General features: G+C 65.5%; 21 protein-coding genes. 13 read left to right on the forward strand and 8 right to left on the reverse strand.

Features of this window, described 5'->3' with window-relative positions; translation table 11 throughout:
* Positions 1-20 precede the first annotated feature (20 nt).
* From nifH to AL072_RS00495, 4 genes are all read left to right on the forward strand, one after another.
* Positions 21-917 carry a nitrogenase iron protein gene (gene nifH, locus AL072_RS00480; protein ID WP_045581965.1) on the forward strand — a complete coding sequence of 299 codons (897 nt, stop codon included), beginning with the start codon at positions 21-23 and terminating at the stop codon, positions 915-917.
* A 184-nt stretch (positions 918-1101) separates the two neighbouring features.
* On the forward strand, positions 1102-2541 hold the full coding sequence (gene nifD, locus AL072_RS00485; RefSeq protein WP_045581964.1) for a nitrogenase molybdenum-iron protein alpha chain: 1440 nt from the start codon (positions 1102-1104) through the stop codon (positions 2539-2541).
* 31 nt (positions 2542-2572) lie between these two features.
* On the forward strand, positions 2573-4132 hold the full coding sequence (nifK, locus tag AL072_RS00490; protein ID WP_045581963.1) for a nitrogenase molybdenum-iron protein subunit beta: 1560 nt from the start codon (positions 2573-2575) through the stop codon (positions 4130-4132).
* A 471-nt stretch (positions 4133-4603) separates the two neighbouring features.
* Positions 4604-6094 carry a methyl-accepting chemotaxis protein gene (locus tag AL072_RS00495; RefSeq protein WP_045581962.1) on the forward strand — a complete coding sequence of 497 codons (1491 nt, stop codon included), beginning with the start codon at positions 4604-4606 and terminating at the stop codon, positions 6092-6094.
* A 17-nt stretch (positions 6095-6111) separates the two neighbouring features.
* Here AL072_RS00495 and AL072_RS00500 read toward each other — a convergent pair whose 3' ends face one another.
* Positions 6112-6672: a hypothetical protein gene (locus tag AL072_RS00500; RefSeq protein WP_144428095.1), complete on the reverse strand. Its 561-nt coding sequence runs from the start codon at positions 6670-6672 to the stop codon at positions 6112-6114.
* A gap of 220 nt (positions 6673-6892) precedes the next feature.
* On the opposite strand from AL072_RS00500, the gene nifE reads away from it, so the two are divergent.
* Genes nifE through fdxB form a run of 6 tightly spaced genes read left to right on the forward strand, consistent with a single transcriptional unit; the run spans position 6893 to position 11210 of the window.
* Positions 6893-8314, forward strand: a complete 1422-nt coding sequence (gene nifE, locus AL072_RS00505; protein ID WP_045581960.1) for a nitrogenase iron-molybdenum cofactor biosynthesis protein NifE — start codon at positions 6893-6895, stop codon at positions 8312-8314.
* A gap of 5 nt (positions 8315-8319) precedes the next feature.
* Complete coding sequence (gene nifN, locus AL072_RS00510; protein ID WP_045581959.1) at positions 8320-9732, forward strand: nitrogenase iron-molybdenum cofactor biosynthesis protein NifN; 1413 nt, start codon at positions 8320-8322, stop codon at positions 9730-9732.
* 38 nt (positions 9733-9770) lie between these two features.
* Entirely contained in the window at positions 9771-10166 is a 396-nt protein-coding gene (nifX, locus tag AL072_RS00515; protein ID WP_045581958.1) for a nitrogen fixation protein NifX, read from the forward strand.
* A gap of 4 nt (positions 10167-10170) precedes the next feature.
* Positions 10171-10644 (forward strand): NifX-associated nitrogen fixation protein, encoded by a 474-nt coding sequence (locus tag AL072_RS00520; RefSeq protein ID WP_045581957.1) that lies wholly within the window; start codon positions 10171-10173, stop codon positions 10642-10644.
* 17 nt (positions 10645-10661) lie between these two features.
* A complete protein-coding gene (locus AL072_RS00525; protein ID WP_045581956.1) occupies positions 10662-10862 on the forward strand; it encodes a CCE_0567 family metalloprotein in 201 nt (66 codons plus the stop codon).
* A 54-nt stretch (positions 10863-10916) separates the two neighbouring features.
* Positions 10917-11210, forward strand: coding sequence for a ferredoxin III, nif-specific (gene fdxB / locus AL072_RS00530; RefSeq protein ID WP_045581955.1), 294 nt, complete (start codon positions 10917-10919; stop codon positions 11208-11210).
* Positions 11211-11349: 139 nt separating this feature from the next.
* Here fdxB and AL072_RS00535 read toward each other — a convergent pair whose 3' ends face one another.
* The 3 genes from AL072_RS00535 to AL072_RS00545 all read right to left on the reverse strand — a co-directional run bounded on the left by AL072_RS00535 (position 11350) and on the right by AL072_RS00545 (position 14135).
* A complete protein-coding gene (locus tag AL072_RS00535; protein ID WP_045581954.1) occupies positions 11350-12714 on the reverse strand; it encodes a glutamate--cysteine ligase in 1365 nt (454 codons plus the stop codon).
* Positions 12715-12750: 36 nt separating this feature from the next.
* A complete protein-coding gene (locus AL072_RS00540; RefSeq protein WP_045581953.1) occupies positions 12751-13584 on the reverse strand; it encodes a 16S rRNA (uracil(1498)-N(3))-methyltransferase in 834 nt (277 codons plus the stop codon).
* Positions 13585-13748: 164 nt separating this feature from the next.
* A complete protein-coding gene (locus AL072_RS00545; protein ID WP_245636708.1) occupies positions 13749-14135 on the reverse strand; it encodes a response regulator in 387 nt (128 codons plus the stop codon).
* A gap of 267 nt (positions 14136-14402) precedes the next feature.
* Between AL072_RS00545 and ubiA the strand changes: the two genes are divergently transcribed.
* Positions 14403-15350 (forward strand): 4-hydroxybenzoate octaprenyltransferase, encoded by a 948-nt coding sequence (ubiA, locus tag AL072_RS00550; RefSeq protein ID WP_045581951.1) that lies wholly within the window; start codon positions 14403-14405, stop codon positions 15348-15350.
* A 132-nt stretch (positions 15351-15482) separates the two neighbouring features.
* Here ubiA and AL072_RS00555 read toward each other — a convergent pair whose 3' ends face one another.
* The gene (locus AL072_RS00555; protein ID WP_045581950.1) at positions 15483-16340 is read right to left on the reverse strand and encodes a CHAP domain-containing protein; all 858 of its coding nucleotides are present in this window, start codon (positions 16338-16340) and stop codon (positions 15483-15485) included.
* A 142-nt stretch (positions 16341-16482) separates the two neighbouring features.
* On the opposite strand from AL072_RS00555, the gene AL072_RS00560 reads away from it, so the two are divergent.
* On the forward strand, positions 16483-17142 hold the full coding sequence (locus tag AL072_RS00560) for a class I SAM-dependent methyltransferase (RefSeq protein WP_045581949.1): 660 nt from the start codon (positions 16483-16485) through the stop codon (positions 17140-17142).
* A 36-nt stretch (positions 17143-17178) separates the two neighbouring features.
* On the opposite strand, the gene AL072_RS00565 is transcribed toward AL072_RS00560, so the two are convergent.
* Entirely contained in the window at positions 17179-17772 is a 594-nt protein-coding gene (locus tag AL072_RS00565) for a uracil-DNA glycosylase (protein ID WP_045581948.1), read from the reverse strand.
* A 206-nt stretch (positions 17773-17978) separates the two neighbouring features.
* On the opposite strand from AL072_RS00565, the gene AL072_RS00570 reads away from it, so the two are divergent.
* A complete protein-coding gene (locus AL072_RS00570; protein WP_063840339.1) occupies positions 17979-18389 on the forward strand; it encodes a 4a-hydroxytetrahydrobiopterin dehydratase in 411 nt (136 codons plus the stop codon).
* Positions 18390-18416: 27 nt separating this feature from the next.
* Here AL072_RS00570 and dgcA read toward each other — a convergent pair whose 3' ends face one another.
* Both dgcA and AL072_RS00580 read right to left on the reverse strand, forming a co-directional pair.
* Positions 18417-19439 (reverse strand): N-acetyl-D-Glu racemase DgcA, encoded by a 1023-nt coding sequence (dgcA, locus tag AL072_RS00575; protein ID WP_045582637.1) that lies wholly within the window; start codon positions 19437-19439, stop codon positions 18417-18419.
* Between the two features lie 82 nt (positions 19440-19521).
* Positions 19522-20568: a methyl-accepting chemotaxis protein gene (locus AL072_RS00580; protein WP_245636709.1), complete on the reverse strand. Its 1047-nt coding sequence runs from the start codon at positions 20566-20568 to the stop codon at positions 19522-19524.
* Positions 20569-20862: the final 294 nt, after the last annotated feature.

Consider the following 20862-nt stretch of genomic DNA (forward strand, 5'->3'; position numbering starts at 1 on the left):
CAAGCACAGGAGCGACCCACATGGCCAAAGCGCCTCTGCGTCAGATCGCCTTTTACGGCAAGGGCGGTATCGGCAAGTCCACCACCTCTCAGAACACGCTGGCCGCGCTGGTCGAGCTGGATCAGAAGATCCTGATCGTCGGCTGCGACCCGAAGGCCGACTCGACCCGCCTGATCCTGCACGCAAAGGCCCAGGACACCGTCCTGCATCTGGCCGCCGAGGCCGGCTCGGTCGAGGATCTGGAGCTCGAGGACGTCCTCAAGGTCGGCTACAAGAACATCAAGTGCGTCGAGTCGGGTGGTCCGGAGCCGGGGGTCGGCTGCGCCGGCCGCGGCGTCATCACCTCGATCAACTTCCTGGAAGAGAACGGCGCCTACGACGACGTGGACTATGTGTCCTACGACGTGCTGGGCGACGTGGTCTGCGGCGGTTTCGCGATGCCGATCCGCGAGAACAAGGCCCAGGAAATCTACATCGTCATGTCGGGCGAGATGATGGCGCTCTACGCCGCCAACAACATCGCCAAGGGCATCCTGAAGTACGCGCACAGCGGCGGCGTCCGCCTCGGCGGCCTGATCTGCAACGAGCGCCAGACGGACAAGGAATGGGATCTGGCCGACGCGCTGGCCAAGCGCCTGGGCTCCAAGCTGATCCACTTCGTGCCGCGCGACAACATCGTGCAGCATGCCGAGCTGCGCCGCATGACGGTCATCGAGTATGCGCCGGAAAGCAAGCAGGCCGGCGAATACCGCGCGCTCGCCAACAAGATCCATGCGAACTCGGGCCAGGGTTGCATCCCGACCCCGATCACCATGGAAGAGCTGGAAGAGATGCTGATGGACTTCGGCATCATGAAGACCGAGGAGCAGCAGCTCGCCGAGCTGGCTGCCAAGGAAGCGGCGAAGGCCGGCGCCTGATCTCGGGCGTAGCGACGGTTGCCTACCGGCCCCCCTGCCTACGGGCAGGGGGGACCGCCTGAACACTGGCCCTTTTCCCCAGCCCCGCACAACGTCGACCCAACGACCATAGGGACGTCGGCGTGGGAGGGAGGGGCTCGGTCACGCGCTGCAGTGGCGCGAATATTCAAGCAGGAGGCCGGCTATGAGCCTGTCCGAGAACACCACGGTCGACGTCAAGAACCTCGTCAACGAAGTCCTCGAAGCCTATCCCGAGAAGGCCCGCAAGCGCCGCGCCAAGCACCTGAACGTGCTGGAGGCCGAGGCGAAGGATTGCGGCGTCAAGTCGAACGTCAAGTCCATCCCCGGCGTCATGACGATCCGCGGGTGCGCCTACGCCGGTTCCAAGGGCGTGGTGTGGGGTCCGATCAAGGACATGATCCACATCTCCCACGGCCCCGTGGGCTGCGGCTATTATTCCTGGTCCGGCCGCCGCAACTACTACATCGGCGATACCGGTGTGGACAGCTGGGGCACGATGCACTTCACCTCCGACTTCCAGGAGAAGGACATCGTCTTCGGCGGCGACAAGAAGCTGCACAAGGTCATCGAGGAAATCAACGAGCTGTTCCCGCTGGTGAACGGCATCTCGATCCAGTCGGAATGCCCGATCGGCCTGATCGGCGACGACATCGAGGCGGTCGCCCGCGCCAAGTCGGCGGAAATCGGCAAGCCGGTCATCCCCGTGCGCTGCGAAGGCTTCCGCGGCGTGTCCCAGTCGCTGGGCCACCACATCGCCAACGACACCATCCGCGACTGGGTGTTCGAAAAGACCTCGCCCAAGCCCGACTTCGTCTCCACCCCCTATGACGTCACCATCATCGGCGACTACAACATCGGTGGCGACGCCTGGTCCTCCCGCATCCTCCTGGAGGAGATCGGCCTGCGCGTGATCGCCCAGTGGTCGGGCGACGGCACGATGGCCGAGCTGGAGAACACGCCGAAGGCCAAGGTCAATCTGATCCACTGCTACCGCTCGATGAACTACATCGCGCGCCATATGGAAGAGAAGTACAATATTCCTTGGATGGAATACAACTTCTTCGGCCCGAGCCAGATCGCCGAGTCCCTGCGCAAGATCGCCGCTCTCTTCGACGACAAGATCAAGGAGAATGCGGAGAAGGTCATCGCCCGTTACCAGCCGATGGTCGATGCGGTCATCGCCAAGTACCGGACGCGGCTCGAAGGCAAGAAGGTCATGATCTACGTCGGCGGCCTGCGTCCCCGCCACGTCGTCGATGCCTACCATGACCTGGGCATGGAGATCATCGGCACCGGTTACGAATTCGCCCACAACGACGATTATCAGCGCACGCCCCACTATGTGAAGGAAGGCACGCTGATCTACGACGACGTCACCGCGTTCGAACTGGAGAAGTTCGTCGAGGCGATCCGTCCCGACCTCGTCGCGTCGGGCATCAAGGAAAAATACGTGTTCCAGAAGATGGGCCTGCCGTTCCGCCAGATGCACAGCTGGGACTATTCGGGCCCCTATCACGGCTATGACGGCTTCGCGATCTTCGCCCGCGACATGGACCTCGCCATCAACAACCCCGTCTGGGGCGTGATGAAGGCGCCGTTCTGACCATCGGCCTCTGGAACAGGAGAATTTGAGAATGACCGACAAGCTTTCGCAGAGCGCCGACAAGGTCCTCGACCACTACACGCTCTTCCGTCAGCCCGAATACGCGGCGATGTTCGAGAAGAAGAAGGCCGAGTTCGAATACGGCCATTCGGACGAAGAAGTCGCCCGCGTTTCCGAATGGACCAAGTCCGAGGAATACAAGGCGAAGAACTTCGCCCGTGAAGCGGTTGTCATCAACCCGACCAAGGCCTGCCAGCCGATCGGCGCGATGTTCGCCGCCCAGGGCTTCGAGGGCACCCTGCCCTTCGTCCATGGCAGCCAAGGCTGCGTCGCCTATTACCGCACCCACCTGACCCGTCACTTCAAGGAGCCGAACAGCGCGGTCTCCTCGTCGATGACCGAAGACGCGGCGGTGTTCGGCGGCCTGAACAACATGATCGACGGCCTGGCGAACGCCTATGCGCTCTACAAGCCGAAGATGATCGCGGTGATGACCACCTGCATGGCCGAAGTCATCGGCGACGACCTGCAGGGCTTCATCGCCAACGCCAAGACCAAGGACAGCGTCCCGGCCGATTTCCCGGTGCCCTACGCCCACACTCCGGCCTTCGTCGGCAGCCACATCGTCGGCTACGACAACATGATCAAGGGGATCCTGAACAATTTCTGGGGTTCGTCGGAGAATTTCGACACGCCCAAGACCGAGCAGATCAACCTGATCCCGGGCTTCGACGGCTTCGCGGTCGGCAACAACCGCGAACTGAAGCGGATCGCCGGCGAGTTCGGCCTGAAGCTCCAGCTCCTGTCCGACGTGTCCGACAATTTCGACACGCCGATGGACGGCGAGTACCGCATGTATGACGGCGGCACCACGGTGGAGGAGACCAAGGCGGCCCTCCACGCCAAGGCCACCATCTCCATGCAGGAGTACAACACGACCCAGACCCTGCAATTCTGCAAGGAGAAGGGCCAGGACGTCGCCAAGTTCAACTACCCGATGGGCGTGACCGCCACCGACGAGCTGCTGCTGAAGCTGGCGGAACTGTCGGGCAAGCCGGTCCCGGCCAGCCTGAAGCTGGAACGCGGCCGTCTGGTCGACGCCATCGCCGACAGCCACACCCACATGCACGGCAAGCGTTTCGCGGTCTACGGCGACCCGGACTTCTGCATCGGCATGTCGCGCTTCCTGCTGGAGCTGGGTGCCGAGCCGGTCCACATCCTGTCGACGTCGGGCTCGAAGAAGTGGGAGAAGCAGGTCCAGAAGGTTCTGGACGGCTCGCCCTTCGGCGCCTCAGGCAAGGCCTATGGCGGCAAGGATCTGTGGCACCTGCGCTCGCTGGTCTTCACCGACAAGGTCGACTACATCATCGGCAACAGCTACGGCAAGTATCTGGAACGCGATACCAAGATCCCGCTGATCCGCCTGACCTACCCGATCTTCGACCGTCACCATCACCACCGCTACCCGACCTGGGGCTACCAGGGCGCGCTGAACGTGCTGGTGCGCATCCTCGACCGCATCTTCGAGGACATCGACGCCAACACCAACATCGTCGGTCAGACCGACTACTCGTTCGACCTGATCCGCTGATCCGCCAAGGATCGGCAACACCCAGGCATCGGTTCCAGCCCACCCGTCGACCGGGGAGTCCATCCCCCCGGCCGACGGCAACCTCCCTGAGCCGGAGAGCACCCGAAACGGCGCTCTCCGGCTTTTTTGTTCGAAGGGGATTCCGGCGATTCCAATTGAATCCAGGGCCACTGGCGAACGAATTGGACGGAGCTCCAATCAATGGTGGAAATTTAATTTCTTAAAATGAGCAGCAATATTTTACACTCGAGGTTCAAAATAATAATCCGTCATACTCATAACCATATAGACGTTCTATATGCGGATTAAGGGAATTGAGCTTTGATTTCTATTCATTAGCTTCTCCTTGTTTCTTGCATTTACCAGATATTTTATTGATCATTCAGTGCCACTACTTATTGACCGACCACCTCGGTCAGATATCTATGATACTGCAAACTGCAATCAGGCAGGCGCATCACGGGGGTGGCGATGATCGGCTTCATGCGGGCGATAAAGGGAAAGGGTTCAGACAGCAAAGCGATCCTGTCCGCGCTGAATCACTCGCAGGCGGTGATCGAGTTCGCCATAGATGGCACGATCCTGGACGCCAATCCCAATTTCCTGACGGTGATGGGCTATACCCTACCGGAAATCGTCGGACACCATCACAGGATGTTCATCGACCAAGCCGAACAGAACAGCACCGCCTATCGCGAATTCTGGGATCGGCTGAAGCGCGGCGAATTCCAGAGGGCGCTCTACAAACGCATCGGCAAGAACGGCCGGGAGGTCTGGGTCGAGGCCACCTACAATCCCATCCTCGACAGCGGCGGGCGTCCCTGCAAGGTCATCAAGATCGCCACCGACGTCACCGAACGGCAGAAGATCAACGCCGACCTCCGCGGCAAGGTCGAGGCCCTTTCACGCTCGCAGGCGGTGATCGAATTCAATCCCGACGGCACCGTCATCACCGCCAACGAGAATTTCCTGAAGGTGCTCGGCTACAGCCTGGACGAGGTGCGCGGGCGTCACCACAGCATGTTCGTCGATCCCGGCGAACGCGACGGTGCAGCCTATCGCGAATTCTGGCGCACGCTGAACAAAGGCCAGTTCGAAGCCGCCCAATACCGACGCATCGGCAAGGGTGGCCGGGTGGCCTGGATCCAGGCCAGCTACAACCCGGTCTTCGACGACGCCGGCCGCCTGTGCAAGATCGTGAAATTCGCGACGGACATCACGGAGCAGGTTCGCCTCCTCGAACGCTTGAAGCTTCTTATCGACACCAATTTCGGCGAGATCGAAAAAGCGATGGGCAGTGCCCATCAACGGGCGGACGCCGCCGCCGTGGCATCGACCGAGACACGGGCGACGGTCCAGACCATCGCCGCCGGTGCCGAGGAGATGGCATCCTCCGCCCAGGAGATCGCCAACAGCATGACGCGGTCGCAGCAGGCCGCCGATATCGCCATGAACGAGGCCGAAAACGCCGACCGGGCGGCCGCCCGTCTGACCGAGGTGGCGAAAGCGATGGGCGGCATCGTCGAGTTGATCCGCTCAATCGCCGGCCAGATCAACATGCTGGCCTTGAACGCGACGATCGAGGCGGCACGTGCCGGGGAGGCGGGCCGCGGGTTCGCCGTCGTCGCCAACGAGGTCAAGAATCTCGCCAACCAGTCGGCGAACGCCACGGCGCAGATTTCCCGCGAGATCGACGGGATGCAATCGGTGTCCCACGATGTCGTGTCGTCGCTCGGCACCATCCGCTCCGCAATGAACAATCTGCGCGAATTCGTGGTCATGTCGGCCGGAGCGGTGGAGGAACAGACCACCGTCACCTCCAGCATGTCCGCCAACATGCAGGAGGCTTCGACCTCCGTCGAGGTGGTTGACCGGAACATCGGCGCGATCGCCACCGCCTTCGCCCAAGTCGGTTCCGCCATTGCGGAAACCAAGGATGCGGCCCGGGTGCTCGCCCGCTGACCGATGCCGAGCGCCGGTCAGTCACGCACGGCGAAATCCAGCACGCCCGCGAGAACGTCCCGCGCCGGCCCCAGCCAGTCGGGTCGTCCGAGCGACACCGGCCGCGCCGGCACCCCGACGACGGCAGCCGATGCGTTGCCGTAAACCGGACGCGCCCGCAGCAGCAGCCTGGCATTGCCCGCACCGGACCAATCGGGCCGCCACTCGATCAGCAGCAGCAGGATCGGCCCGTCCACCGGCAGCCCGTCCGCCTGCCCTTCCGCCGCCTGTCCTTCCGCCGCCTGCCCGTCCGATCCGGTCGCATCGCGCAACCCCAGGCGAACCACCGCCTTGCCGGCCGCCGCCGAACGATGCTCAAGCCACTCTGCGGCAGCATCACACAGGTCTCCGGCCTCCGGCGGCGGCGGATTGCGCTCAGGATCGAGAAACTGGCAGAGCATGCCGACCTGCGAACCAGCTTGCCCTGACAGTTGCAGACTGGCTCCGCCCGCGGCACATGTTGCATTGGCCGCCAACGTCGCGAGAACCAGTCCACCGGCCAGTGCCGTCACAAAGCCACGCATCAGCCCCATCGCCATCCATCGCCCATACCCTGCGGTGATACGGGCCGATGCGGCGACTCCTGCATCATGGAGATGTGCGACACCCGACACGCCGTCGGCACTAGGAGGCGATTGTCAGGTATCGGACAGGCACGGAAACCGGACAATCATTTTCTATCAATGCCTTACCATCTGGCACGCCCCCTGCATCACATGGTCGCAGAGCCATTTCCGGCGCCAGGATGGGAGAGCGGGCATGCTCCAGGACAAGATCCAGGACGTCTTCAACGAACCGGGCTGCGCGACCAATCAGACCAAGTCGGCCAAGGAGAAGAAGAAGGGCTGCACCAAATCCCTGAAGCCGGGGGCCGCGGCCGGCGGTTGCGCCTATGACGGCGCGATGATCGTGCTGCAGCCGATCGCCGACGCCGCCCATCTGGTGCACGGCCCGATCGCCTGCCTAGGCAACGCCTGGGACAACCGCGGTACCAGATCGTCGGGGTCGCAGCTCTACCGCACCGGCTTCACCACCGACCTGTCGGAACTGGACGTCATCGGCGGCGGCGAGAAGAAGCTCTACCGCGCGATCAAGGAAATCGTGCAGCAGTACGATCCGCCGGCCGTGTTCGTCTATCAGACCTGTGTGCCCGCCATGACCGGCGACGACATCGCCGCGGTCTGCAAGTTCGCGGCGCAGAAGCTGGGCCGGCCGGTGATCCCGGTCGACGCCCCCGGCTTCGTCGGCTCCAAGAATCTCGGCAACAAGCTGGCCGGCGAGGCTCTGCTCGACCATGTCATCGGCACGGTCGAGCCGGACCACACCACCCCGACCGACGTCTGCATCATCGGCGAATACAACCTCGCCGGCGAGCTGTGGCTGGTCAAGCCGCTGCTCGACGAGATCGGCATCCGGCTGCTGTCCTGCATCTCCGGCGACGGCCGCTACAAGGAGGTCGCGCAGGCCCACCGCGCCCGCGTCACCATGATGGTGTGCAGCCAGGCGCTGGTGAATGTCGGCCGCAAGATGGAGGAGCGCTACGGCATCCCCTATTTCGAGGGCTCCTTCTACGGCGTCTCCGACATGTCGGACACCCTGCGCACCATGACCCGCATGCTGGTGGAGCGCGGTGCCGACAAATCGCTGATCGACCGGGCGGAGGGCGTGATCGCGCGCGAGGAGAGCCGGGTCTGGCGCCGGCTGGAGCCCTACAAGCCGCGTTTCGAGGGCAAGCGCGTCCTCCTGTTCACCGGCGGCGTCAAGAGCTGGTCGATGGTCAGCGCCCTGGAAGGCGCCGGCCTGACCATCCTCGGCACATCGACCAAGAAGTCGACGAAGGAGGACAAGGAGCGCATCAAGAAGATGAAGGGCGACGAGTTCCACCAGTGGGACGATCTCAAGCCGCGCGAGATCTATAAGATGCTGGCCGAGGACAAGGCCGACATCATGATGTCCGGCGGCCGGTCGCAGTTCATTTCTCTGAAGGCCAAGGTTCCCTGGCTCGACATCAATCAGGAGCGTCACCACGCCTATGCCGGCTATGACGGCATCGTCAACCTCTGCGAGGAAATCGACAAGACGCTGTCCAACCCGATCTGGCGCCAGGTCCGCCAGCCGGCGCCGTGGGAGTCGGGCCCTTCCTCCACCCGGACCGCTCCCGCCATCATCGCGGCGGAGTGACGACGATGTCCCATATCCAGCGCTTCCCCTCCGCCGCCAAGGCAGCCTTGACCAATCCCCTGAAGATGAGCCAGCCGCTGGGCGCGGCGCTGGCCTATCTGGGCGTCGACCGCTGCCTGCCGCTGTTCCATGGCTCGCAGGGCTGCACCGCCTTCGGGCTCGTCCTGTTGGTGCGCCATTTCCGCGAGGCGATCCCGCTGCAGACCACGGCGATGGATCAGGTCTCCACCATCCTCGGCGGCTACGACAACCTGGAACAGGCGATCCGCACCATCGTCGAGCGCAACAAGCCCGCCATGATCGGCGTCGCTACCACCGGCGTCACCGAGACCAAGGGCGAGGACATGGGCGGCCAGTACACGCTGTTCCGCCAGCGCAATCCCGACATCGTCGACACCGCCCTGGTCTTCGCCAACACCCCCGATTTCACCGGCGGCTTCGAAGACGGCTTCGCCGCCGCGGTCACCGCCATGGTTGAGCGGCTGGTGGAGCCGTCTCCGGTGACGGTCAAGACCCAGATCAACGTGCTGGCCGGCAGCCACCTGTCGCCCGGCGACGTCGAGGAGCTGCGCGACATCATCGAGGGCTTCGGCCTGTCGCCGATCTTCCTGCCCGACCTGTCGCTGTCGATGGCCGGCCGCCAGCCGGCCGACTTCACCGCCACCTCTCTGGGCGGCGTGTCGGTGGAGCAGATCCGCTCGATGGGTGCGTCGATCGCGACGATCGTGGTCGGCGAGCATATGCGGATCGCCGGCAACGCACTGGAGCTGAAGACCGACGTGCCCAGCCATTTCTTCAGCCGGCTGACCGGGCTGGAGGCATCGGACAAGCTGATCCGCCTGTTGACCGACCTCTCGGGCCGGCAGGCTCCGGCCCGCATCCGCCGCCAGCGCGAAAGCCTGGTCGACGCCATGCTGGACGGGCATTTCTTCTACAGCCGCAAGCGCATCGCCGTCGCGCTGGAACCGGATCTGCTCTACGCCATCACCGGCTTTCTCACCGACATGGGCGCGGAGGTGGTCGCCGCGGTGTCGCCGACGCAGAGCCCGGTGCTGGAGCGGCTGAAGGCCGCCACCATCCTGGTCGGCGACCATTCCGACGTCGAGACGCTGGCCCGCGATGCCGACCTGATCGTCTCCAACTCGCACGGACGGCAGGGCTCGGCACGGATCGGGGTGCCGCTGCACCGGATGGGCCTGCCGATGTTCGACCGGCTGGGGGCGGGCCTGCGCGTCCAGGTCGGCTATCGCGGCACGCGCGAGCTGCTGTGCGAGATCGGCAACCTGTTCCTCGCCCGCGAAATGGACCACGACCATCACCCGGCGCCCGATCACCCGGGGCATGGCGCGCACGACACCCATGGGAATGCGGACTCGCACGGCTGCGGAGGCGGATCATGCGGATGCAACGCCGTCTGAGCGTGGTGCAAGACCCACGCCAGACCAAAGGAGGATCGATGAAGGTCGCTTTCTGCACCCAGGACATGCAGCACGTCGATGCGCATTTCGGCTGGGCCAAGAACATCGCCGTCTATCGGGTAGACCGGCAGGGCCATGCCTTCCTGGAGACCTTCCAGTTCGGCGGCTCGATGTTCGAGGACGGCAACGAGGACAAGCTGATCCCCAAGCTGAATGCCCTGTCCGACGTCTCCATCCTCTATCTGTCGGCCATCGGCGCGTCGGCAGCCGCCCGCGTGGTGGCCAAGAAGATCCACCCGGTGAAGGTCGAGGCGACCGACGCCATTCCCGCCTTGCTCGACCGGCTGGTCGAGACGCTGAACGGCAACCCGCCGCCCTGGTTGCGCAAGGCGATGGGCGAAACGCCCGAATTCCATTTCGATGAGGAGGAGTAAAGTCATGGCCGCAGAGAATGCCGTCGCCGAGACCGCAGGGCCGTCCGTCGCCGACCAGTTCATCAAGACGCTGGTCCTGCTGTTCCGGGCCGAGGACAGCTACGGCGCCTGGGAAGGCAAGCCCGACGAGGCTCTGCTCGCCCCCTTCATCCTCGACAGGGAGGCGCGCGCCGCCATCCCGATCATCGGCGATCCGGACCCGGACACGCTGTGGCGGCTGGAGCTGTTCTACAAGGCGGTCGGCGTGACGGTCGAGAAGCAGACCGGCTTGATGGCGTCGCCGATGATGAAGATGAGCCATGAGGGTTTCGGCCGCATGATCCTCACCACCGGCCGGCTGGTCGTGGTGTCGAAGTCGCTGCGCGACGTCCACCGTTTCGGCTTCCCCAGCCTGGAGAAGCTGGCCGCCGACGGCGCCAAGCTGGTCGACGACGCGGTGGCGCTGATCCGGGAATATCCCGAAGTCGCGAATCTCTGAGCCCGGGGACCGCGACCATGAGCGAGATCGACGCCCTGAAGGACGAAATCAAGAAGCTGAACGCCCGCGCCACCCAGAAGAAGATGGATCTGCACGACCTGTCGGAAGAGCTTCCGCAGAACTGGCAGACCATCCTGACCGTGGCGCAGGAAACCTACGATGCCTTCAAGACCCTGACGGAGAAGCGGGCGGCGCTGAAGGCGCTGGAACAGGCGTAACACCCGTCTCCAACGAAAAGCTTAGGCGCACCCTTTCCCGAGAGGAGCATTCCCATGGCTGATTTCCTGACCGGCACCACCCGTGGCGGCAAGAGCTGGACCCCGAAGTTCGTCGAAGCCATCGATCAGAAGCAGTGCATCGGCTGCGGCCGCTGCTTCAAGGTCTGCGGCCGCGGCGTACTCAACATGATCGGCCTGACCGAGGATGGCGACGTCGTCGACGCCTTCGACGACGAAGCCGAAAAGAAGGTGATGACGGTCGAGAATGCGGCCAACTGCATCGGCTGCGAAAGCTGCTCCAAGGTGTGTTCCAAGAGCTGCATCAGCCATATGCCGGTTGCGGCGTGAGTTGTAAGGATTAGCCCCCCACCCTGACCCTCCCCCGCTGGGCAGGGGAGGGAACTGGACCTTTGTCAGCGTTCAGCGGCAGTCTCCTCCCCCGCCCAGCGGGGGAGGATTAAGGTGGGGGTCAAACCAACCGCTCCCCTCAGTACGCGTATTCCTTGAACACCGGATCGACGCTGCCGCCCCAGGGGCCGTGATACTTCTCCAGAAGCTCGTCGGCCGGGCTGCGGTTGCTCTCGGCGATGACCTGCAGGGTGTCGAGGAAATGGGTCTCGTCGTCGCCCCAATTGTCGTTGCGGGCGCGGCGTGCCAGACCGTCGCGGGCGATCGCCACCACCTCCAGCGCCACGTCGCGCACCGTCCGGCCGCGGAAGGCGGTGTGCAGGCCGGTGCGCGGCACCTCGGCGCGCAGATGGGCGCGCTCCGCCGCGGTCCAGTCCTTCACCAGATCCCAGGCCGCATCCAGCGCCACCTGATCGTAGAGCAGCCCGACCCACAGGGCCGGCAGGGCGCACAGGCTGCGCCACGGGCCGCCGTCGGCGCCGCGCATCTCCAGGTACTTCTTCAGCCGCACTTCCGGAAAAGCCGTGGTGGTGTGATCGGCCCAGTCGGTGATAAGCGGCACCTCGCCCGGCAGGGCCGGCAGCTTGCCGTCCATATAGGCGCGGAAGGACTGGCCGGCGGCGTCGATGTAGGTGCCGTCGCGGTAGACGAAATACATCGGGGTATCGAGCAGATAGTCGACATAGCGCTCGAAACCGAAGCCGTCCTCGAAGACGAACGGGATGTCGCCGGTGCGGTCGGGGTCGGTGTCGGTCCAGATGTGGCTACGGAAGCTCTGGAACCCGTTCGGCTTGCCCTCGGTGAAGGGGGACATGGCGAAAAGGGCCGTTGCGATCGGCTGGAGGGCCAGCGACACGCGGAACTTCTGCACCATGTCGGCTTCGGACGCGAAGTCCAGGTTGACCTGCACGGTGCAGGTCCGCGTCATCATGTCGAGGCCGAGCGAGCCGACCTTCGGCATGTAGTCGCGCATGATCTTGTAGCGGCCCTTGGGCATCCAGGGGATGTCGTCGCGCCGCCATTTCGGCTGGAAGCCCAGCCCCATCATGGCGATGCCCAGTTCGGCGCCGACCTCCTTCACCTGACGCAGGTGGCGGTGCACCTCGGCGCAGGTCTGGTGCAGGGTCTCCAGCGGGGCGCCCGACAATTCGACCTGCCCGCCCGGCTCCAGCGTGATGTTCGCCATGTCCTGGACGAGGGCGATGATGTTGCCCTTCTCCTCCACCGGCTGCCAGCCGAAGCGGGTCATGCGGGTCAGCAGTTCCCGGATGCCGTCCGGCCCGTCATAGGGCAGCGGCCGCAGGTCGGAGGTGCGGTAGGCGAATTTCTCGTGCTCGGTCCCGATTCGCCAGTCCGGCGCCGGTTTGCAGCCGGATTCGAGATAGGCCACCAGTTGGCGGCGGTCGGTGATGGGTTCGCCGCGCGTGGTCGGGGGTGCGGACATGAAGTCTCTCGCGGGAAGTGGACGGATGGCTGCCGGTCAATCGAGCGCTGGTTCGCCAGCAGGCGACTGCCCGGCCGATGGAAAGGTCGGCGCACGGAAAGGCGGACGCCGGTCGCTTCCCCCGGCAGTCCAATCCCCGGCCAAGGACTGCCAGCAAGCCAGCGCCGCCACCACCGCCGTATCGGCCCGCAGGATGCGCGGACCCAATCCCACCGGTACAACAAAGGGGAGTTTGGCGATTTCGTCAAGTTCCGACTGGTCGAATCCGCCCTCCGGCCCGACCAGCAGGGCGGCCGGTCCGGCCACGCCGGTCTGCCGCGCGTCGCGCAGCACCTCGGCGATGGGGCGGGCGGAGCCGGCCTCGGCGCACAGGTAAAGCGTCCGTCCGTCCGGCCAACCGGCCAGCGCACGCTCCAGCGGCATCGGTTCACCCATCTCCGGCACGCTCAGGCGCTCGCACTGTTCGGCCGCCTCGACCGCGTTGGCGCGCAGCCGGTCGAGGTTGACGCGGTTGGGGTCGGTGCGGCGGGTGAAGACCGGCCACAGCCGCGACACCCCCATCTCGGTCGCCTTCTCGGCAACGAAATCGATGCGCCCCTTCTTCAGCGGCGCAAAGAGCAGCCAGAGGTCGGGAGTCGTATCCTGTCCGCGCCGCTGTTCGGTCACCGTCAGCGAACACCAGCCCTTGCCGAAGCCGTCGATCACCGCCCTCCATTCGCCGTCGCGGCCATTGAACACGGCGACCGGGTCGCCGCGGTCCAGCCGCAGGACATGGCGAAGGAAATGGGCGCGTTCATGGTCCAGCCCGACCGACTGGCCGTCGGCCAGCGGGCTGTCCACATAAAGGCGGGTCTTGATCGGGTCGGCCATGGCTGTCGTCTCCGCGGGGCGGCGCCGACTATAGCCGGCCGCGGGCGTGCAAGTCAGCAGATCAACGGCCCCGGACGGACGCAGGAGGAATGCGTGCGGATCCATGCCGGGACTCCACATGCGGACTGAGCCATCCGAAGCGGGGGCGTCCGGATCGGGATGGCTCAGCCCGGCTGGGCAATGACGGCATCGATGTGCCGGCGCAGATCGTTGGGTTGGACGGGCTTGTGCAGGATGCGCACCTGTTCCGCCTTCGCCGTCGCGATCAGTTCGGGGCCGGTGTCGCCGGTCAGGATGATCGCGGGAACGGCGCTGCCGCAGGCTTCGCGGACGGCTCGGATGGCGGAGATGCCGGACCAGCCGTCACGCAGGCGATAGTCGGACAGGATCACGTCCGGCACCGGCCGGCCGGGCAGCTTGCCCAGGACGGTTTCTACATCCTCGGCGGCGAGCACCTGATATCCCCAGGTGTCCAGCATGATTTCCATTCCGGCCAATATGATCGACTCGTCATCGATGACGACGGCGAACCGGTCCGGTTTTGTGCTCATGTCCATTTAAGATTGCGAGCCAAAGAGGTTGTGCCGATGAAACAGTATTGGTGCGGGTTTGGCGCGTGCAAGTCCAAGGGACGCAATTTCACACAATTCCCACCTCCAGGCACCGGACAAAGCGCCGCGCTTGCCGCCCGGGCGGCAGCCCGATACCTTCGCCCCTCGGGCGACAGCCCGATGGATTCGCCATTTGAGCGACAGCCAAACGGCTTCGCCCCGATTACCGTCCTGACATCTCCATAGCACAGCGGAAACGCCGCCGTCATGCCAACTGCATCCACCGGCCCAACTCTTCCGGACCCCGGCTTCACCGACATCCGTCCGGAAAGCTGGGTCGCCCGCCGGGTGCCGGCCCGCTGGCGTCCCTACGTCACGCTGGCGCGGCTGGATCGTCCGATCGGCACCTGGCTGCTGCTGTTCCCCTGCTGGTGGAGCCTGGCGCTGGCCATGCCGCAGCCGTTCCGGGACTGGCCGTCGCTGCTTGCAATGATGGCGCTGTTCGGCGTCGGCGCCGTTCTGATGCGCGGGGCCGGCTGCACCGTCAACGACATCCTGGACCGCAAGTTCGATGCGATGGTCGAGCGCACGCGATCGCGCCCGATCCCGTCGGGCCAGGTGTCGGTACGCCAAGCGCTCGCCTTCCTGGCGTTTCAGCTTCTGCTGTCGCTGCTGATCCTGCTGCAATTGGGGATGACGGCGATCGGGCTGGGCGTGCTGTCGCTGGCGTTGGTCTTCACCTATCCGCTGATGAAGCGGATCACCTGGTGGCCGCAGGCTTTCCTGGGGCTCACCTTCAATTGGGGCGCCCTGATGGGCTGGGCGGCGGTGCAGGACGATCTCGGCTGGCCGGCCGTGGCGCTCTATGTGACGGGCATCGCCTGGACACTGGGCTACGACACCATCTACGCCCATCAGGACAAGGAGGACGACGCCCGCATCGGCGTGAAGTCCACCGCGCTGCGGTTGGGCGACCAGAGCAAGATCTGGATCTACGGCTTCTATACCCTGACCTATGTCGGCATCGGCATCAGCGGCCGGCTGGCCGGGCTCGGCGGCCTGTTTCTGCCGGTTCTGTCCCTGGCGGCACTGCAATTGGCCTGGCAGGTCGCCACCTGGCGGCCGGACGATCAGACCGACTGCCTGGACAAGTTCAAATCCAACCGCTGGTTCGGCTGGCTGGTCCTGGCGGCGATCCTGGCGGGAAAGCTGTAGGGCGCGGAAGCCTCCGCCCCGCACCCCAAGCCGCCGGGAAAGCCCCACAACGAAGGCCCACAATCAAAAAGGACGGAGCACTGCTCCGTCCTCTTGAACTTCCTGCCTGAATTTCAGGACTCTGCCGAGCGCTCAGCGCTCGTTCGGGTCGGCCAGCAGGGCAACGGAATTGCCTGCGCCGGGCTTGCGGCTGGGAGCGACGGTGCGATGGCCGACTGGTCCGCCGGCTTCGGCAACGGTAACAATCGGAGCGGAGTGCGCGGGAGCCGCGCCGGGCTTGCGGGGCGGCATCACGGCGACATCGATGCGCTGCGGCTTCTGCGGGGCATGGGCGGCGACGGCGGTGGACGCCAGCGCCTGCGGCTTGCGGCCGGGGATCGAAACGCTGAGCCCCTTCTGCCTGGACAACGAGGCGGAGACGATGCGGGGACCGGTGTCGGGCTTGCCGCGACCGCGCGGGGTGCTGCTGAAATTCTGGTCCATGCCGCGGTCGCCGGCATCGAGCATCCGGCCGCCACGGCGGGGCTCGGACTCGCCGTCCGGCATGATGAAACCATAGGCGGCATAGACGCGCAGGCCGAGCTGCTCGGTCGGCTCGTGCCATACCCGAACGGCGGACCAGTCGTTGTTCCGGGAGACGTCGACCACCTTCATGCCGCGGCGAAGTCCGTCGCCGTCGATCCAGCTGTGGTCGACCTCGATGGTGCGGCGGTCGATCACCGCGCTAACCAGCGAGACATGGCCCCGGCGCATGTGGCCGGTCCGCTTGAAGACGAGGACGGAGCCGACGGCCGGATGCTGGTCACGGTCATATTGACCGGCGGCATGGCCCCACCAGGTCCAGGCATCGCCGCGGATGGTGAAATCGGAGATGGAGCGGACGGTGCGGACGCAATCGCCGTCTTGTGCGGCAGCCGTCGAGACGGCAAGGGGGCTGAGCGCGATCAAAGCCGCAAGCGAAAGGCCGATGGCGATTCCCCTCTGCCGCATGATTCCCCCAATCCCTCTGTTTTCCCCTGGTCGAAACGGGTAACACGGGTTTCGAGCTGTGTCTACACCGTTTGAATTGTGTAACAATGATAAGCTGCCGATCCTCCCCCAGCCAACAGCGGTGTCCCTTGGGAATCCTCGTATGAACAACGCATCCCCGCAAGATTTCGTCCGCGACAACACGACGCTGACGACCACTCCGCTGTTGCCGGAAGTCAAGCTTCATCTTGCCACCGAAGTCACGCCGCTCTGGCAGGCGACAGAGGAGACCTTGGCCGCCACGAATTTGCCACCGCCATACTGGGCTTTCGCTTGGCCCGGCGGGCAGGCGGTTGCACGCCTGCTGCTTGACCGGCCGGATCTGGTGGCCGGCAAGTCGGTGCTCGATTTTGCCGCAGGCACCGGGCTGGTCGGCATCGCCGCGATGAAGGCCGGGGCGGGGCGGGCGCAGTCCTGCGACATCGACCGCTTCGCGCTGACCGCCATCGCGCTGAACGCGGACGCCAACGGGGTGGAGGTGAAGGCGGTCAGCGCCGATCTTGTCGGCCGCGACCTGCCGGGCATCGACGTCGTGCTGGCCGGCGACGTCTGTTACGAGAAGCCGATGGCCGACCGGGTGACCGGCTGGCTGCGCGGCATCGCCGCCACCGGCACGCTGGTGCTGCTGGGCGACCCGGGCCGCGCCTATGTCCCGCGCAGCGGGATCGAGAAGGTGGCGAGCTACACCGTCCCGACCTCACTGGAGCTGGAGGACCGGGAGATGCGCGAAACCGTCGTCTGGCGCCTGCTTCCCGAAGCCTGACGCCGGGGATTGAGTCCCAATCTCAGCGGCCGAATCTCAGCGGCCAAGACGCGACACGGCCAGCCGGAGGTCGGCCAGGAAGGTCGGCTGCTCCACCAGCTGACCGCGCAGCAGATAGCTGGGATGGAAGGTGGGCACCACCTCCACGCCCTCCAGCAGACGGCAGGGCAGCAGCTTGCCGCGCAGCTGCAGAATGCCGTTCTCGCCGGTCAGCGCCCAGGTCGGCGTACGGCCGAGTGCCACGATCACCGACGGGCGCCACTCGGCGAGCGTGGCGCGCAGATGGTCGATTTCTCCGGCGAACTCGGCGAGCAGGCGGTCGGAGGTGCCGAAGGCGCCCCAGCTCTCGTCGATCGCACGCCCTTCCTTGCGGGCGCGAGCGCGCGAGGAGAAGAAATGCCCAACCTTGTTGCCGGGCGGCTGGTAGCGGAAGACGTTGGCGACCAGGCATTGCGCCCGCTCGATCCCCACCGCGGCCAGCGACTCGTCGAGAAGCTTGCCGCTGCGACCGACGAAGGGCGTGCCCTGCCGCGCCTCCTCCGCCCCCGGCGCCTCGCCGACGATGGCGAGCCGCGGCCCGTCCGTCGGCTTTGTCGGGAACTGGTAATCGGCAAAGGGGAGATCGGTCATGGATGGTTTCCAAAAATCTATCGGGCGACGGGTCGGGGCAGGCGGGGTGCCGGGCTTGCCGAATCGCCCGCCCGGCCCCAGGATTCCAGGCGCAACGGAACTCTATACCTGTGTTCGGCGAGCGGATTCACGCGTCAAATCGAGTCCGATCCTGCGCGATCCGCTCCGTCCCGGACCCTACCTCCACCAACAAGGGAGAGACCGGAATGACAGATCACCCCCCGGCGGCACGGGATCTCGCCGCCAAGACCTGCGAACCCTGCCGCGGCGGCATACCGCCGATGGATCGGGCGATGGCCGATTTCTATCTGGTGCAGGTCCCGGGCTGGACCCTGAAAGGCGATCCAGACCGCATCGAACGCGACTTCCGCTTCCCCGACTTCGTCCAGGCCCAGGCATTCGCCATGCAGGTCGGCAATCTGTGCGAGGCGGAAGGCCACCATGCCGAGATCCGCCATGGCTGGGGCCATTGCAGCGTCGCCTTCTGGACCCACAAGATCAACGGGCTGCACGAGAACGACTTCGTGATGGCGGCCAAGGTCAACGGGATGGCCGATGCCCCCTATGCTCCGGCATCGGTGGGGACGGAGCCGCCGCCCTATGTCCAGGAGGCGTAAGGCGGCGACGGACCGACACCCCCTCCCCTATCCCCACAGCTCCGGCGCCGGCGGCTGCACCACGGCACCGTCATAGGCCAACCCGGGCTCGCGGTCCCGCGCCAGCAGCAGCGGGCCGTCGAGGTCGACGTAGCGTGCCCCCTGCCCGACCAGGATCGCCGGGGCCATGGCGAGCGAGGTGGCGACCATGCATCCCACCATCACCTCGAAGCCCATGGACCGGGCGGCGCGGGCCATCGCCAGCGCCTCGGTCAGACCGCCGGTCTTGTCGAGCTTGACGTTCACCACCCGGTAGAGACCCCGGAGCCGGTCCAGCGACTCCAGCCCATGGCAGGATTCGTCGGCGCCCAGCGGCACCGGGCAGTCGACGCCGCGCAGCGCCTCGTCCTGGCCGGCGGGCAGCGGTTGCTCGATCATCTCGACGCCGAGCCCGGCGAGGACCGGCGCAAAACGGCACAACTGGTCGAGCGTCCAGCCCTCGTTGGCGTCGACCACCAGACGGACGGACGGCGCCGCGGCACGGACGGCGCGGACCCGGTCGAGATCGCCGTCCCCGGTCAGCTTCATCTTCAGCAGCGGATGCCGCGGCGCCCGCTCTCGCGCCGCGGCGGCCATCGCCTCCGGCTCGTCGACGCCGAGCGTGTAGCAGGTGACCAGCGGCCCGGGCGGCCCATCCAGACCGGCGAGGCGCCAGGCCGGAACGCCGCCGCGCTTGGCCTCCAGGTCCCACAGGGCGCAGTCCAGCGCGTTGCGGGCCGCCCCCGGCTGCATCAGGCCGGCCAGCGCCGCGCGGTCCAGCCCATCGGCGACCGCCCCGGCCATCGCCTCCAGCGCCGCAACGACGCCGTCGACGCTCTCGCCGTAGCGGGCGTAGGGCACGCATTCGCCACGGCCGCGGTGCGGACCGTCGCTCACCTCCGCCACCACCACCGCGGCTTCGGTCTTGGACCCGCGTGAAATGCGGAAAGCCCCGCGGATCGGGAAGGTCTCGCGCCGGACGCTCAGGCGTTGACCAGGGAGGCTTTGGGCCGGAAAGCTATGGATGGGCATGATCGCGGACCCCGGAACGGAACAGGGCCGGGAGTGTATCCCGGCCCCGTCCGTCATGGCGACAGGCTTGCTGCGTCCGAACTCAGCGTTCCTGAAGGATCACACCGTACCAGCCGAGCCCCTTGTAGGTTTCGTAGCCGGGGGTCAGGGCGTAGCCGACCAGACGCCCCTTCTCGTCGATATAATGTCCCATGGTGCCGGCGTTGCGCTTCAGCGGCACCGTCTCGGTCAGCATGCCGCGGCCGTCGGACGACGCGATGACCCGGTGACGGGCATCGAGCAGCAGGCAACGCGACTTCTCGCGCTCGCCCGCCTCCAGACGAACGCCCTCGACCACCGCGGCGGCCTGCGGTTCCCAGTCGAAGAAGATGCCGAGCACGCCGATGGGATCGCCGTCGGTATCGCCGTTGCGGCGGATGGCTGTGGCATAGGTGGCGACGACGCGGTCGTCCAGGCTGCGGTTGCGGGCGACGTCGCCCACCGTGAACTCGCCGCCGTTGCGGGTGGCCAATGCCTGGCGGAACCACAGCTCGTCCGACACGTTGGCGCCACGCGCACCGGGATAACGGTCGGGCCGGCCGTTGGCGATCACGTTGCCGTTGCGGTCGGCGATCCACAGGTCGAGATAGACGGTATAGGATTCCAGGATCACGCCCAGCCGGCGCGACGCATGACGGCGCGCCTCCTCGCCCGGGTCGGCGGCGCAATCGACCACGGCGCTGTCGGTCGCCCACCAGCGCACGTCGCAGGAGCGTTCGTACAGGTTGCGGTCGATGATCTCGATCATGTTGAGCGACAGGTCGGCCAGCCGCTTGCCATGCATCTCCTGCACCATGGCGCTGCCGGTGGTGGTCAGGTGATCGACGCGGGCGACGATCTCCGACCGCAGTTCCTTGGTGATGCTGTTGACCTGGGTGGAGATCTCCGAGACCTCGTTGGCGACGACGGCGAAACCACGCCCGGCGTCCCCCGCCCGCGCCGCCTCGATCAGGGCATTCATCGCCAGCATCTTGGTGCGCCGGGTGATGTCCTCGATCAGGGACACCTTCTTGGACGCGACATCCAGCACGCCCCGCGACAGTTCGAAGAGATCGGTGCCCGCCATGCTCATCGTCTTGTCCCCCGTCATGACCGTCTCTGTGCCTTCCCCAATCAAAAGCCATGCCAACGGCCACAGATGCCCAAGCCGCCGCCCCGCCCCCCCGTTTCCGTGGCGTTTCGCCGCGGATGATGGGGACATGCCTGATTTTTCAGGATTATCATTCGGTTAAGATGCTGAAACAAAGGGCAGGCTGGCGTCCGGATGCTCAACGGTTTGTGAACCTGGCATTCATATTGCCGACACGTAACACGATTTCTTGTCAAATTCGCAACAAAAAATCCATATAACCCGGCAATACGCCAGAACAATTCCGCTTCGCAA

The sequence above is a fragment of the Azospirillum thiophilum genome, from assembly GCF_001305595.1.
In the GTDB taxonomy this organism is placed as follows: Bacteria; Pseudomonadota; Alphaproteobacteria; order Azospirillales; family Azospirillaceae; genus Azospirillum; species Azospirillum thiophilum.